12 protein-coding genes are annotated in these 14,446 nt (G+C 55.0%); 4 read left to right on the forward strand and 8 right to left on the reverse strand.

The window, feature by feature from the left end; genetic code table 11:
- Positions 1–28 precede the first annotated feature (28 nt).
- Complete coding sequence (gene malX, locus L3069_RS09770) at positions 29–1,621, reverse strand: maltose/glucose-specific PTS transporter subunit IIBC (protein WP_038415957.1); 1,593 nt, start codon at positions 1,619–1,621, stop codon at positions 29–31.
- A gap of 179 nt (positions 1,622–1,800) precedes the next feature.
- Between malX and L3069_RS09775 the strand changes: the two genes are divergently transcribed.
- Positions 1,801–2,829, forward strand: a complete 1,029-nt coding sequence (locus L3069_RS09775; protein WP_023299968.1) for a Mal regulon transcriptional regulator MalI — start codon at positions 1,801–1,803, stop codon at positions 2,827–2,829.
- Positions 2,830–2,885: 56 nt separating this feature from the next.
- Here the strand turns inward: L3069_RS09775 and L3069_RS09780 are convergent, their stop codons facing one another.
- Both L3069_RS09780 and manA read right to left on the reverse strand, forming a co-directional pair.
- Positions 2,886–4,412 carry a YdgA family protein gene (locus L3069_RS09780; protein WP_038415958.1) on the reverse strand — a complete coding sequence of 509 codons (1,527 nt, stop codon included), beginning with the start codon at positions 4,410–4,412 and terminating at the stop codon, positions 2,886–2,888.
- 99 nt (positions 4,413–4,511) lie between these two features.
- Positions 4,512–5,687: a mannose-6-phosphate isomerase gene (gene manA, locus L3069_RS09785; protein ID WP_032624354.1), complete on the reverse strand. Its 1,176-nt coding sequence runs from the start codon at positions 5,685–5,687 to the stop codon at positions 4,512–4,514.
- Positions 5,688–5,886: 199 nt separating this feature from the next.
- Between manA and fumA the strand changes: the two genes are divergently transcribed.
- Entirely contained in the window at positions 5,887–7,533 is a 1,647-nt protein-coding gene (fumA, locus tag L3069_RS09790) for a class I fumarate hydratase FumA (protein ID WP_038415959.1), read from the forward strand.
- A 182-nt stretch (positions 7,534–7,715) separates the two neighbouring features.
- The gene (gene fumC, locus L3069_RS09795) at positions 7,716–9,110 is read left to right on the forward strand and encodes a class II fumarate hydratase (RefSeq protein ID WP_038415960.1); all 1,395 of its coding nucleotides are present in this window, start codon (positions 7,716–7,718) and stop codon (positions 9,108–9,110) included.
- Here the strand turns inward: fumC and tus are convergent, their stop codons facing one another.
- The 4 genes from tus to rstA all read right to left on the reverse strand — a co-directional run bounded on the left by tus (position 9,111) and on the right by rstA (position 13,264).
- A complete protein-coding gene (tus, locus tag L3069_RS09800; RefSeq protein WP_038415961.1) occupies positions 9,111–10,040 on the reverse strand; it encodes a DNA replication terminus site-binding protein in 930 nt (309 codons plus the stop codon).
- Between the two features lie 74 nt (positions 10,041–10,114).
- On the reverse strand, positions 10,115–11,413 hold the full coding sequence (rstB, locus tag L3069_RS09805; protein ID WP_038415962.1) for a two-component system sensor histidine kinase RstB: 1,299 nt from the start codon (positions 11,411–11,413) through the stop codon (positions 10,115–10,117).
- 325 nt (positions 11,414–11,738) lie between these two features.
- Positions 11,739–12,158 (reverse strand): anti-adapter protein IraM, encoded by a 420-nt coding sequence (iraM, locus tag L3069_RS09810; protein ID WP_051979823.1) that lies wholly within the window; start codon positions 12,156–12,158, stop codon positions 11,739–11,741.
- Between the two features lie 389 nt (positions 12,159–12,547).
- Entirely contained in the window at positions 12,548–13,264 is a 717-nt protein-coding gene (gene rstA, locus L3069_RS09815; RefSeq protein ID WP_032671147.1) for a two-component system response regulator RstA, read from the reverse strand.
- Positions 13,265–13,391: 127 nt separating this feature from the next.
- On the opposite strand from rstA, the gene L3069_RS09820 reads away from it, so the two are divergent.
- On the forward strand, positions 13,392–13,727 hold the full coding sequence (locus L3069_RS09820) for a GlpM family protein (RefSeq protein WP_022647934.1): 336 nt from the start codon (positions 13,392–13,394) through the stop codon (positions 13,725–13,727).
- Here L3069_RS09820 and folM read toward each other — a convergent pair.
- Positions 13,724–14,446, reverse strand: a complete 723-nt coding sequence (folM, locus tag L3069_RS09825; protein WP_022647935.1) for a dihydromonapterin reductase — start codon at positions 14,444–14,446, stop codon at positions 13,724–13,726. The two genes, L3069_RS09820 and folM, sit on opposite strands and share 4 nt — an antisense overlap.

Here is a 14,446-nt window from a genome sequence, read left to right on the forward strand (position 1 = left end):
ACCCCCTCATGACGAGGGGGGCGAGGCATCAGGCTTCGACGGTTCGCATCAGGGTTGCCAGCTCATCCTTCACTGACTGTACCTGCGGGCCAATGACGACCTGCAAATTGTGTTGATTTAACTGTACCACGCCGATAGCCCGGTTAGCTTTAAGTGCGTTGGTATCCACTTTGGACATGTCCGCCACCGACAAACGCAGGCGGGTGATGCAGTTATCCAGAGAGGTAATGTTATCCGCACCGCCCAGCGCCGCCAGAATAGCCGGCGTGTTATATCCGGATTTCCCAACGGTACCGGCCACTGCCTGTTCAACGCTGGTGGCCGTATCGGTATCGCGGCCAGGCGTTTTCAGGTTAAAGCGGGTGATGGCGAAGCGGAAGATCCCGTAGTAAACCGCGAACCAGATGGCGGCCACAACCGGCACCAGGTACCACTTGGTGGACAGGCCATGCAGGATACCGAATACCACGAAGTCAATCACGTTACCGTCGGTGTTACCGATGGTCACACCGAGCACAGCCATCACGGTAAAGCCCAGGCCTGTCAGTACGGCGTGGATGAGGTACAGCACCGGTGCCACGAACAGGAACAGGAACTCAATAGGTTCTGTCGTACCGCCCACCACGCAGGCAATAACGCCGGAGATCAGCAGGCCTTTAATTTTATGACGATTTTCCGGGCGGGCGCAGTGGTACATCGCCAGCGCAGCGCCCGGCAGGCCGCCGAGGAAGGCAGGCATTTTCCCCTGAGAGAGGAAACGCGTCGCACTTTCAGAGAAGCCGTGCGTGGTCGGGCAGCTCAGCTGGGCCTGGAAGATGGTCAGCGCGCCGCTAACGGAATGACCGCAAACGTCCATAGTACCGCCTGCTTCAGTAAAACGGATCAGGGCAACCAGGATGTGCTGTAAACCAAATGGCAGCAGCAGACGTTCACCCGTACCGAAAATCATCGGGCCGAAATCACCCGCGCCGTTGATAATGCGGCCAATACCGGTGATCCCCATGGCAAAAACCGGCCAAATCAGAGGGATGATCAGACCCAACAGACCCATCACAACCAGCGTAATGATTGGCACAAAGCGGGTGCCGCCGAAGAAGGCCAGCGCATCGGGCAGGCGGATGTTATGAAAGCGCTCGTGCAGCATCCAGATGATCACTCCCGCGATCACGGCTCCAAGGATCCCGGTATCGATGGACTGAATTCCAATCACGCTCTGAATGTTATTGGCTTTCAGTACCACCGCGTCGGTCGTGGGCAGGATCCCTTTGGCGGTCAGCCAGAAGTTAACCGCAAGGTTCATGACCGCATAGCCAACGAAGCCCGCAAACGCCGCCACGCCTTTGTTTTCGCGCGCCAGACCCAGAGGAATGGCGATACAGAACATTACCGGCAGGAAGCTAAAGGCAAAAGAGCCGACCTTGCTCATCCAGATGAAGATCGCCTGCAGTACCGGATTTCCGAGGAAAGGGATTAGAGTAATGACGTCATGGCTGCTTAACGAGCTGCCGATCCCCAGCATGATCCCGCAAAAAGAGAGAAGCGCCACGGGCAGCATAAAGGTTTTGCCCAGTTGCTGGAAAAACTCCCACAGCGATATTTTTTGTGCTGCTTTCGTCGTCATAAAACGACTCCTTAAATGGTAGAAAGAGATTTAACGACCGCGATGGAGCGAAAAGATAAAACGTTTTATCAAACTTTAGTGCGCGCTAAATCACATTCTCAGGCTTTTACTGGTAGTATAAAGATAACGTATTGATAAAACGTTTTAGCGATCTCATTATCAAGGAGTCACGCCACCACATGGCTGTAGCGAAAAAGATCACCATCAACGATGTCGCGCTGGCGGCGGGGGTTTCCGTTAGCACCGTTTCGCTGGTATTGAGCGGGAAGGGGCGCATCTCTCCTGCTACGGGTCAGCGCGTCAACGAGGCCGTTGAGCAACTGGGCTTTGTGCGTAATCGCCAGGCGTCGGCGCTGCGCGGTGGGCAAAGCGGGGTGATAGGGCTGATTGTTCGCGACCTCGCGTCGCCGTTTTATGCAGAACTGACCGCCGGGCTTACCGAGGCGCTTGAAGCGCAGGGACGAATGGTTTTCCTGCTCCACGGTGGGCGCGAACCGGAGCAACTGCTCTCCAGGCTGGATATGCTGCTGACGCAAGGGGTGGATGGGGTGATCGTGGCCGGCGCGTCCGGTGTGGGCAGTGAATTGTGTGAGCGCGCGGCGCAGAAAGGCGTACCGCTGGTGGTTGCGTCACGCGCCAGCTATCTCGACGAAGCCGATACCCTTCGGCCGGATAACATGCAGGCCGCGCAAATGCTGACCGAGCATCTTATTCATCGCGGCCATCAGCGCATCGCCTGGCTCGGCGGTAAAAGCTCGTCCCTGACGCGTGCGGAGCGGGTGGGCGGTTACTGCTCCACGCTCATCAAATACGGCCTGCCGTTTCACAGCGAATGGGTGGTGGAGTGTGAGTCCAGCCAGAAAAAAGCCGCCGAAGCCATCGGCACGTTGCTTCGCAACAGCCCGACAATCAGCGCGGTGATTTGCTATAACGATGTGATTGCGATGGGGGCGTGGTTCGGCTTGATCCGCGCCGGACGCCAGAGCGGTGAGGGCGGGGTAGAAACGTTCTTCGGCCATCAGGTGGCGCTGGGGGCATTTGCGGATGTCGGTGAAAATGCGCTAGACGATCTCCCCATCGTCTGGGCGACGACGCCGGCTCGTGAAATGGGGTACACCCTGGCAGACCGAATTATGCAGCGTATTGAAAATACGGACGTGCAGGCCGGGCATCAGATTGTGGCGGCGCGGTTAGTGACGGTGAAGTAATCTCCGCTGCACATCGCCTGGCAATAAAAAAACCCCTCATGCGAGGGGTTTTTCGTTTACTGCTGCGGTACTGCTGGCGGCGCTGCCGGTTCAGCCGGTGCCGGAATGCCAAGCGTCGGCATACCAAACATGCCGACAAAATCTTCCAGCGGCATTTTGTCGCCGTTGAGCGTTACCTGGCCATTAGCATATTGCAGGCTGGTGGAAATGGTGTTGTCTTCCACCTTCGTGATGCGGAACATCTGGCCCATCGCCGCCAGGCCTTTCACCTGTTGGTTTGCCAGTTTACCTGCATCTTCTTCACCATACCCTTCGAGTTTCGCAATCTGCGTCATGAACTCGGTTGCCATATCCATCGGGATGGTCAGCTTGCTGTCGAGCGATTTCACGCTGCGGTCAACTTCCTGCGCCAGGGTCTGCGGCTCGCCGGTCGCGGCCGCCGGATCCTTCAGGAACAGCGACAGGTTGAAGTTGGTTTCGCCTTTGTCGTTTTTCCAGCTCAGTGGCGCAACGGTAATTACCGGCTCGCCTTTCAGCAGGATCGGCAGGTTATTAAACAGCACGGCCATCGCCTGCTGCTGGTATGCCTGCGGGTTCTGTTGCAGGGCGGCATCGGTCAGCAGAGCCTGACTCTCTTTGCTGTATTTCTGGCTAAATTCGTGCCATGCCTGGCCGTCAATGTTGCCAATTTTCAGTGACAGCTTGCCGGTACCCAGGTCCTGATTCTGTACTTTCAGGCTTTTCAGGCTGTAATCCAGCTGGGTGTTGATGCTTTTACCGTCTTTGGAAACGTCAGACTTGCCGTCCAGATCCATGCCTTCCAGCACTGCCATCTCTTTACCTTCAATCGCAATGGCGATCTTATCGAGGCTCAGCTTCTGATCGCCAATACGCTCGTCAAAATCGGTCATACGGCTATTGCCGCTGGCTTTCAGGTTGTTGAAGGTAAGCTGGACCTTCTGGTTATATTCATTGACTGAATTCACCAGGCCGCTGGCGGCATCGCCGGTCAGAGAGACATTCTTGCCGTCGCGATCGGCATCAAGCTGGAAATTACCGCCGCTGAAGGCGGCTTTATCGGTGCCTTGTTCGTAATTCAGCGCTTTCAGGTCGATGTCGGAACGCGTATCACCGGCATAGCTGATGCGGGTATTGATCTCGAACGGCGACTCATTTTTCGCCATATCGAAAATTGGCTTCGTCACCTCGTTATTTACCAGTACGGTTCTGGCGGATGCCATAGAGGGGATCAGGTTAAACTTTTTCAACTGTGCCAGCGGGAACGGACCGTGGCTGACCACTTCATCCAGTACCACGCTCTGGCCCGGTTTCAGCCAGGCGTTCTGATTGCCCGCTACCGGCTTCACCACCACCTGCATATGGCTGGTAAAGACGCCACGCTGGTAGTTCTGGTAGCTCAGCTCCAGACCTGCTTCAGGCGCGCTGCGCTTAATTTCGCTGTTTGCCTGTGCCATCATCTCTGCCAGACGGCTTTCCAGCTGTTTCCCGGTATACCAGGAAGCACCCGTCCAGATCACGCCTAAAGCAACAATCACTCCTACCGCTACGACCGATTTTTTCATTGCGATTATCCCTAAAATGAAACCAGGCGGTTAAAACCGCCTGGTGTTACAACGCCTGTTACTAGCTTAGCAAGAGTTGTTAAAAAATTCAGTAAGTCCCTAAAGCTTATTAAAAACGCGCGCCAGGCGACCAGTGCCGCTCACGAAGACAGGCGACTCGTTTGCCGGGACAAAAGCGGACTCCCCCGGTTTAAGCAGCAGACGCTCGCTACCGTTATGCAACGTCGCTTCGCCTTCCACACAGAACAGGATCGCGGCGCTCTCCTGTGCAATGGCGGTTTCGTCTGCGCTGAGGTCATGCAGGGAGAAGGCAAAATCGTCAACCGGAATCGGGAAGTCCAGCTCTGCGCCGTTTTTCACCGGCTGAGTAAGCAGCTCCGCAGCAGGTTTCGCCACGAACTTCACGTTGGCAACCAGCTCAGGGATGTCGATGTATTTTGGCGTCAGGCCCGCGCGCAGTACGTTATCGGAGTTAGCCATCACCTCCAGCGCCACGCCGTTCAGGTAGGCGTGCGGGGTTTCAGCGAACAGGAACATCGCTTCGCCCGGGTTGAGCTTCACCACGTTCAGCAGCAGCGGAGAGAAGAGGCCGCTGTCGTCCGGATAAAACGCGGAAATTACGCGAATGGTGTCCCATGGCTCACCCTGCTGGTCGTTCAGCGCGGCTTTCAGCACCGCCAGCGCGTGGGATTTTTCCTCGCCCTGCATATTCAGCAGGCTGGCAAACAACGCGCTCAGGGCTTCTGCGTTCGGGTTTTCCAGGAAGTGGGCGATCGCGTTGTGAGCCCCAGCGACCGGTTGCAGCAGGGAGATGATCTCGGAAAACTCGCGGAAGGCATTCATCGCCAGGAAAGGGGTAAGGGCGAAAACCAGTTCCGGCTTGTGGTTAGGATCTTTGTAGTTACGCTCTGCGGCGTCTAACGGAATACCGGCGGCATTTTCTTTGGCAAAGCCCAGCTCAGAGGCTTTTTTGTTCGGGTGAACCTGAATGGAGAGCGGCTGGTCGGCGCACAATACCTTGAACAGAAAAGGCAGCTCACCAAAACGATTCGCCACTTTATCGCCGAGCAGCGCGGCTTTGTCGGCATCGATGACATCACGCAGGCTGCGCACCTGGCCGCTGGCATCTTCAATTTTTGAGCTGCTCTTCGGGTGCGCGCCCATCCACAGCTCTGCCATCGGCAGGTTGTCCGGGTTGGCGATACCGTAGAGATCCGTTAACGCAGTTTTACTTCCCCAGGCGTAGTTTTGCACTGAGTTGATGAGTTTTTGCATTATCAAGCCCTGATTCATATGTGGAATTAACTTCGCGTATTAAAGCAATAAACCGAATGGAAGTAACCTGCGGATGTAAAAAGTCGTACTAGTCTCAGTTTTTGTTAAAAAATTGTGTAGGATAAGCTGACTCGCTTTTAAGCCGGGCAGCGGAACATCTGCCCTGAATAAACAGACCGAAGCAGTAAGTGAGAGAACAATGTCGAATAAACCCTTCCATTATCAGGATCCTTTCCCCCTCAGTCAGGATCGGACCGAGTATTACCTGTTAACCCGCGATTACGTTTCTGTCTCTGAGTTTGAAGGGCAGGAGATCCTCAAAGTTGACCCGCAGGCGCTGACGCTGCTGGCGCAGCAAGCCTTCCACGATGCTTCCTTTATGCTCCGTCCGGCGCATCAGCAGCAGGTTGCCGATATTCTGAGCGACCCGGAAGCCAGCGAGAACGACAAGTACGTTGCCCTGCAATTCCTGCGTAACTCTGATATCGCGGCGAAAGGCATTCTGCCAACCTGCCAGGACACCGGCACGGCGATTATCACCGGTAAAAAAGGCCAGCGCGTCTGGACCGGCGGCGGTGACGAAGCGGCGCTGGCGCGCGGCGTCTACAATACCTACACCGAAGATAACCTGCGCTATTCGCAAAACGCGGCGCTGGATATGTACAAAGAGGTGAACACCGGCACCAACCTGCCTGCGCAGATTGACCTCTATAGCGTCGACGGTGACGAGTACAAATTCCTCTGCATTGCCAAAGGCGGCGGTTCAGCCAACAAAACCTATCTTTACCAGGAAACCAAAGCGCTGCTTACCCCGGGCAAGCTGAAGAACTATCTGGTTGAGAAGATGCGCACCCTTGGCACTGCGGCCTGCCCGCCGTACCATATCGCGTTTGTGATTGGCGGTACGTCTGCTGAAAGCACCCTGAAAACCGTTAAGCTGGCCTCAACCAAATACTACGATGGCCTGCCAACGGAAGGTAACGAACATGGTCAGGCGTTCCGCGACGTGCAGCTTGAGCAGGAACTGCTGGCCGAAGCGCAGAATCTGGGGCTGGGCGCGCAGTTTGGCGGCAAATACTTCGCGCATGACATTCGCGTGATCCGCCTCCCGCGCCACGGTGCATCCTGTCCAGTGGGGATGGGCGTGTCGTGCTCTGCGGATCGTAACATCAAAGCGAAGATCAACCGCGACGGCATCTGGATCGAAAAGCTGGAGAACAACACGGGCAAATACATCCCTGAAGAACTGCGAAAAGCGGGTGAGGGCGAAGCGGTACGCGTTGACCTGAATCGCCCGATGAAGGAGATCCTGGCGCAGCTTTCGCAGTATCCGGTTTCAACGCGCCTTTCCCTGAACGGGACGATTATCGTGGGCCGCGACATCGCCCATGCGAAGCTGAAAGAGCGCCTGGACAACGGTGAAGGGCTGCCGCAGTACATTAAAGATCACCCGATCTACTACGCAGGCCCTGCAAAAACGCCTGATGGGTATGCTTCCGGCTCGTTAGGCCCAACCACGGCGGGCCGTATGGACTCCTACGTCGACCAGCTGCAGGCCAACGGTGGCAGCATGATCATGCTGGCGAAAGGCAACCGCAGCCAGCAGGTGACGGACGCGTGCCACAAGCACGGCGGCTTCTACCTCGGCAGCATCGGCGGCCCGGCAGCGGTGCTGGCGCAGGGCAGTATCAAGAGCCTGGAGTGCGTGGAGTACCCGGAACTGGGTATGGAAGCGATCTGGAAAATTGAAGTGGAAGACTTCCCGGCGTTTATCCTCGTGGATGACAAAGGTAACGACTTCTTCAAACAGATCCAGTCTTCCCAGTGTTCGGCATGTGTGAAGTAATTCTGTAAATTGCCGGGTGGCGCTGACGCTTACCCGGCCTACATCCTCGTAGGTCGGGTAAGGCGCAGCCGCCACCCGACATCAAAAAGAGCGCACAAAGCGCCATAACGTTTCTCAGAAGTCATCAATACTTATCTCTTAAGCATGTGAGCAATCCCATCTTTGTTATCAAGGAGTAAGTAATGACAATGCATCGCCGCGAGAAAGACTCCATGGGCGCCATCGACGTCCCGGCCGACAAGCTATGGGGCGCGCAAACCCAGCGTTCGCTGGAGCATTTCCGCATTTCGACAGAGAAAATGCCCGTCTCGCTAATCCAGGCGCTGGCGTTGACCAAACGCGCTGCCGCCAAAGTTAATCAGGATCTGGGCCTGCTGGATGCCGATAAAGCCTCGGCCATCATCAATGCCGCCGACGAAGTGCTGGCGGGCAAACATCCCGACGAATTCCCCCTTGCCATCTGGCAGACCGGCTCAGGCACCCAGAGCAACATGAACATGAACGAGGTGCTGGCGAACCGCGCAAGCGAGCTGCTTGGCGGCGTGCGAGGCATGGAGCGGAAAGTTCACCCGAACGATGACGTGAATAAAAGCCAGAGTTCCAACGACGTGTTCCCGACGGCCATGCACGTGGCGGCCGTCATCGCTATCCGCGAGCAGCTTATCCCGCAGCTCAACGCGCTCAAATCTACGCTTAACGAGAAAGCGCAGGCTTTCGGCGACATTGTAAAAATTGGTCGTACGCACCTGCAGGACGCCACGCCGCTGACGCTTGGCCAGGAGATCTCCGGCTGGGTGGCGATGCTGGAGCACAATCTTAAGCATATAGACAACAGCCTGCCGCATCTGGCGGAGCTGGCGCTCGGCGGAACGGCGGTTGGCACCGGGTTAAACACCCATCCCGAGTACGCGGTGCGCGTGGCCGAAGAGCTGGCGAAGATCACCGGGCAGCCGTTTGTTACCGCCCCGAATAAATTCGAAGCGCTGGCGACCTGTGATGCGCTGGTCCATACCCATGGCGCGCTGAAAGGGCTGGCAGCCTCGCTGATGAAAATCGCCAACGACGTGCGCTGGCTGGCCTCCGGCCCGCGCTGCGGCATCGGCGAAATCAGCATTCCGGAAAACGAGCCGGGCAGCTCCATTATGCCGGGTAAAGTAAACCCGACGCAGTGCGAAGCCATGACCATGCTGTGCTGTCAGGTGATGGGTAATGACGTTGCGGTCAACATGGGCGGCGCGTCGGGTAACTTCGAGCTTAACGTCTATCGCCCGATGGTGATCCACAACGTACTGCAATCGATTCGTCTGCTGGCCGATGGCATGGAGAGCTTTAACGAGCACTGCGCGGTGGGCATTGAGCCTAATCGCGAGCGAATCAGCCAGCTGCTGAATGAGTCCCTGATGCTGGTCACGGCGCTAAACACCCATATTGGTTATGATAAAGCGGCCGAAATCGCTAAAAAAGCGCACAAAGAGGGGCTTACCCTGAAAGCCTCTGCGCTGGCGCTGGGCTACCTGACGGACGCCGAGTTTGATGCCTGGGTCCGCCCGGAAGCGATGGTGGGCAGCATCAGGTAATCACTGCGCCACATACAGGTGCAGCCGCGGGATAATCAGCTGTAGCGGCTGTGCCTGGGGTTTATAGCGATGCTGAACGTTTTCAGCATCGTAGTTCAGCAGTTCTCCTATATCCGGCACCACCGCACCCTGATCGGCATCGTAGAGCGCAATCAGCGGTGTCGGGCAGGCGTATTGCACCTGCTTTTGCTGTCCGGCATACCAGACACGAGCGATAGGCTGCACCTTGACCGGACGCTTTATTTTAAGACGGGTATCAGCCGGCAGGGAGGCAATGCTGTGGTACTCCTGCTCCAGCCGTTCAATCCACTGTTCCCGCGACCACGGGGCGACCGTTCGCGGCGATTTCAGGCTTTTCTCCAGCTGAGCCAGGATCTCGTCGCGCGTGAAGTTTTTAATGATGTGCTTGTTGGCCCAGCCGAAGCGCAGCGTGGCGGGGTGGTGCAGTACCGTCAGCGTGCGGTAAGCATTCAGGGTGATCAGCCCCGGAAGCTGGCGATGCACCCATTCAAAACGGGCAGCCGGTGCCAGCCCGGACTCAACGGTCACGATTTTCTCGAAGGCGGCTTTCAGCGTATTAATATGCGTAATTTGCGCCTCAATGGCTTCACGCGTTGCGGTATCCGTTTGCAGACAGATGACGCCGGGCAGGCGAACGGCGGCCTTACTGCTGCGATTTTCGGACTGCTGCTGGATGAAAAGGCGGCGATAGTGCTGCAACGTCAGTTCCAGCGCCACTTTACCGATATGCTGCGTTACCTCAATGGTGTTCAGCGGGTCGTGTTCCGCGCCTTTCGCCACCTCGGGCAGGGAAAAGACGCGGGCGGCCAGCAGGCGGCAGCCCTGTAGTTGCGCCGTCAGGGTCAGTAACGCCTGCTCTATTTCCCGAAATGTGGTGTTAAGCCTTTCGATGAGATCGTAAGTCGCCATAATAGCCCTTAATTAGTTACAACATACTACTGATATAGCACAACACGCCGGGTCAGGCCAGCGTGCGGTTTAGTTCAGGCAGGTACGGGAAGAGGAATGTTGTGATAGATCGGCCAGCTAAAGACGAACCGGGCCCCGCCCAGCTCGCTCGCTTCGCAGCGAACCGAACCGCCCATCGCCTGGGCAATAGAACGGACAATAGCCAGCCCCAGACCACAGCCGCCGGTAGCACGGTCGCGGCTGGGGTCGAGGCGCACAAACGGCTCGAAAACTTTTTCACGCTCCGCTGGCTCAATACCGGGGCCATCGTCTTCCACACACAGAATTGCCTGGCTCCCCTGCAAATCTAAACCTATGCGCAGCGTGGTTTCGCTGTAGCGCATGGCGTTGTTCATCAGATTATCCAGCACGCGTTCCATCAGGCGCATGTCCAGCGCGCCGTACGCGCCGGGGGTAATGGCTGTCAGCAGTTTTCGCTGAGGGTTAACGCTCTGCACATCGTTAATATGCGTCTGTAGCCAGACGGGAAGATCCGGCGTACTGAGGTGCAACTCCGTCTGAGGCCGATCGAGGCGGGCATAGGTCAGCAGCTCTTCAATCAGCGCTTCAAGCTGGCCAATATCCCGATTGAGGGCCTGCGATTCCGCGGCGGTGAGGTTCTCGCTCATCTCCAGGCGATAACGCAGGCGTACCAGCGGAGTGCGCAGTTCATGCGCAATGCCGTCGATAAGCTGCTTCTTGCTGGCAATCAGGGCGTTGATGTTATCGGCCATCTGGTTAAAGGCAATACCGAGACGGTCAAAACTGGAACCACTGTCGAAATGTATGCGTTCAGTTAAATGACCCTCCCCAAAACGCTGTGCGGCGGATTCCAGTTTCAGCATGTCCTGCCAGTGCGGTCGCATCCAGATGAATACAGGGAAAGCGAGCGAGATGGCAATAAAGCCCAGCAGGGCGAGATCCAGCAGGCGCATCTGGTGCAGGTAATAGAGATAGGGCACTGGCCCGACGGCCAGGACATAGTGGCTGCGCGGAATACGCTGAATGAAGGTATATTTCTCGTCCAGGGCGACGATGTCTCCATCGCGCAAACGCTGCATCGCCGGCGGCGCTAAATCAAAATCCTTCAGGGGTTCGATACGCAGATCAAACGACAGATTCAGATCCAGCTCTTTTAACGTACGTGCCCAGTCATGCGGAGGAATTTCGCGCAGCTCGCTACGCATCAGGTAGAGCGAGCTTTTCATCAGATCGTCCAGGGATTGTCTGCCCGCACGCTCTGCGGTGAACTTATAGACCAGCCCGACCAGCATGGTCATCACCAGAAAGCAGACAAACAGCAGTAAATAAAACTGAACAAACAGCTTCTTCATTAATTTCACCGAAACAGGGGCTTCACTACACGTCTTTTACCAGCAGGGTCGCTATGGGCGCAAGTCAGGCATGATGCGTTGAAAAGGGGTATTCGTCGAAAGGTAATAAAACACGGCATCGCTTTATTCCATCAATGCCCGGGTAATCCGTTTACGCTTCGCTATACGAGTTTATTTACGATTAAGAGTATTTGTGAATCAGAATAACAATGACAAAGGCCACCTGCGGGTGGCTTTATTTATGGCGTTTACCAGTGAGAGGTATCCGGCGCAAACGGTGCGACAAAGAGACTTATCTTTGTAACCTGAACATTACCAACATTCGTTAATGTCTGGATTTGACTGTGCTGACAATCAGTGGATGCGTGGCAAACCCATGCGGACACTTACGCGCGTTGCAATGCACCGCGTAGGTACATATCTCCTCTTCCTGGTTTCGATTGTATGGGCAGGCCATCTTGTTTTTAATTTCACTCCATAACATCTCGTTGTAAGGGGAGATGTTGTATATCGATATTGGCTTGAAAACACCATTAATGAAGACGCCATTCTTTGTCGGATATATCCTATCGCCGGGGTACAAATAGACATCGCTTTCATACCAAATGATGAGTTTCAAGAACTTGAGTCCCAAGATGCTTGAATAAACGATCCCCGTGTTAGGACAAATTACCGAGCTAATGACTCTCCATGACATTGCTATACCTCGTTCATTAAATAATTGAGAGAGTATAAGGTTTAGCATGAGAATTAGATTTCTGCAAACGCGTAAGCTATTGAAAAAGATCGATATTATTTATGTGCTAACTATATCCCCTTTGTTTTCATAAGGATAAGATAATAATTTAGTCAATTGTAAAGTTCATTTTTAACACAATGTGCATTTAAGTGACGGATTTTTGATCGATGATGGTTCCTGAACTGCTGAATATATATTGTACTATAGCAATGAAATACATTAGAGCTACTTTTGTTTACGCGAAAAATGCACATCGAAATTGAACAGGTAAGAGGAATGTGATCAAGGGATATTTCATGACTAACGATGCATATAATCGAAAACTTACGACGTATACCGATAACATTCCTGATGCATCGCAAGTTATTTTTCGAAATTTACTGTGTAGTTTTTTTTCAGGTTTCCCATGCGTGCGGGGCAAACAGGTAGCCCTTATTACGTACGGTTTTAATGCGGTAGGGCTCGGTGGCGCTGTCCTGCAGTTTTTTTCGCAGGCGAGAAATCGCCACATCAACGCTACGATCCATTCCGTCGTAACTTACGCCGCGCAGATTTTTCAGCAATGCATCCCGGTCCATAATTTGCCCGGCATGAGTTGCCAGCTCCCACAGCAGGTCAAAATCTGCGGTTGAGAGCGCAATCAGCTCCCCGGAAAGCATAACCTGTCGGTTGACCGGGTCGATAGAAAGCGTGCCGAACCGCATCGCCTTATGCGGCGTTAAAGAGGGCGCAGGCGCTTCACGCTCAGCGCTGGCACGCTGACGCAGATGAAGGCGCAAACGGGCAAGCAGGACCGCCGGCGGCGTGGTTTTCAGGATGTAGTCATTCGCGCCCATCTCAAGGGACAGAATATGATTCATATCGCTGTCGAGAGAGGTCAGCAGCACGATCGGGCCGTCCCACTTCGCGCGTAGATCCCGGCAAAGCGTCATGCCATCTTTTCCGGGCAGCATAATGTCCAGCAACACCAGGTCCGGATTTTCGCGGGTGACGACGTCTTCAGCGCGATCGCCACGAGGTTCGACAACCACTTCAATATCATGTTTACCCAGATAAGCGGCGATCAATTGTCCCACTTCGGGTTCATCTTCAACATAAACAATCTTATTCATACTACGTCTGTCATCGCGAAAAACGTCAACATACACCGCACAACCTTAACCTTCCATTAATCTTTCATAATTAGCCGGAGTTCCGTTATCCTGCACGGGAATGTTATTTGATTGTTAAGGGAAAAGAATGGGGCTGTTGATCAAAGCCGCGCTGGGTGCGCTGGTCGTGCTGCTGATTGGGGTGCTGGCTAAAACGAAGAACTACTACATTGCCGGGCTTATCCCGCTGTTTCCCACCTTTGCGTTAATCGCGCACTATATTGTGGCCTCTGAGCGGGGTATAGAGGCGCTGCGGGCCACCATTGTATTCGGGATGTGGTCAATCATCCCGTATTTCATCTATCTGCTGTCGCTGTGGTACTTCACCGGTTTTCTGCGTCTGCCCCTGGCGCTGGGCGGGGCGGTGGTCTGCTGGAGCCTCAGCGCCTGGGTGCTCATCTTCTTCTGGAGCCGCTTTCACTAGCGCAGCGGGCGGCCACCGTCCACGGCAAACGTCCTTCCCGTGACGTAACAGCTGGTCAGCAGATAATCGATCAGGTCGATCACCTCTTTCTCGCCGGGCGCAATTTTCATCAACGACTTGTTAAGCGCCTGCTGACGATACTCGGCATCATCGCCCTCGTTAAATAAAATCATCGCCGGGGCAATCGCGTTGACTTTTACCTCGGGGGCCAGCTTGCGCGCGAACGAGCGAGTCATATTATCCAGCGCGGCTTTGCTGGCCGCGTAGGCGATGTGTTTATCGCTGCCTCGCTCCACCACGTAATCGGTGAAATGGATAATGTCGCCTGCGGCATGGCCGTGTCCGCGTAGCAGATCCTGTAGGGCATGGTTGAGCAGATAAGGCGCATTAACGTGGATCTGCATCATGCAGGCGAGCGTTTCGCTGAGCGAATGTCCTGCTTTTTCAGGAAGCCAGGTACTGGCGTTGTGAATAACCGCCCGCAGCCCGGGGGTGGTCGATTTCACTTTTTCCGCGAAAGCAAGAATACCTTCATCCGTGGAGAAATCCGCCTGAATGCAGACGGCTCCGGCATGTCGTAGCCCTTCAATGGAGGGATATTCCGTGCGGTAACTGACGATAACCGGATGGCGAAGATTGAGAAAGTGATGGGCGAGGGCGAGGCCGATGCGACGGCCTGCGCCAGTGATCAATATTGGGCGTTGCTGCGTGTGTCCCAT

This window comes from Enterobacter cloacae complex sp. ECL411, from assembly GCF_021869665.1.
GTDB lineage: Bacteria > Pseudomonadota > Gammaproteobacteria > Enterobacterales > Enterobacteriaceae > Enterobacter > Enterobacter intestinihominis.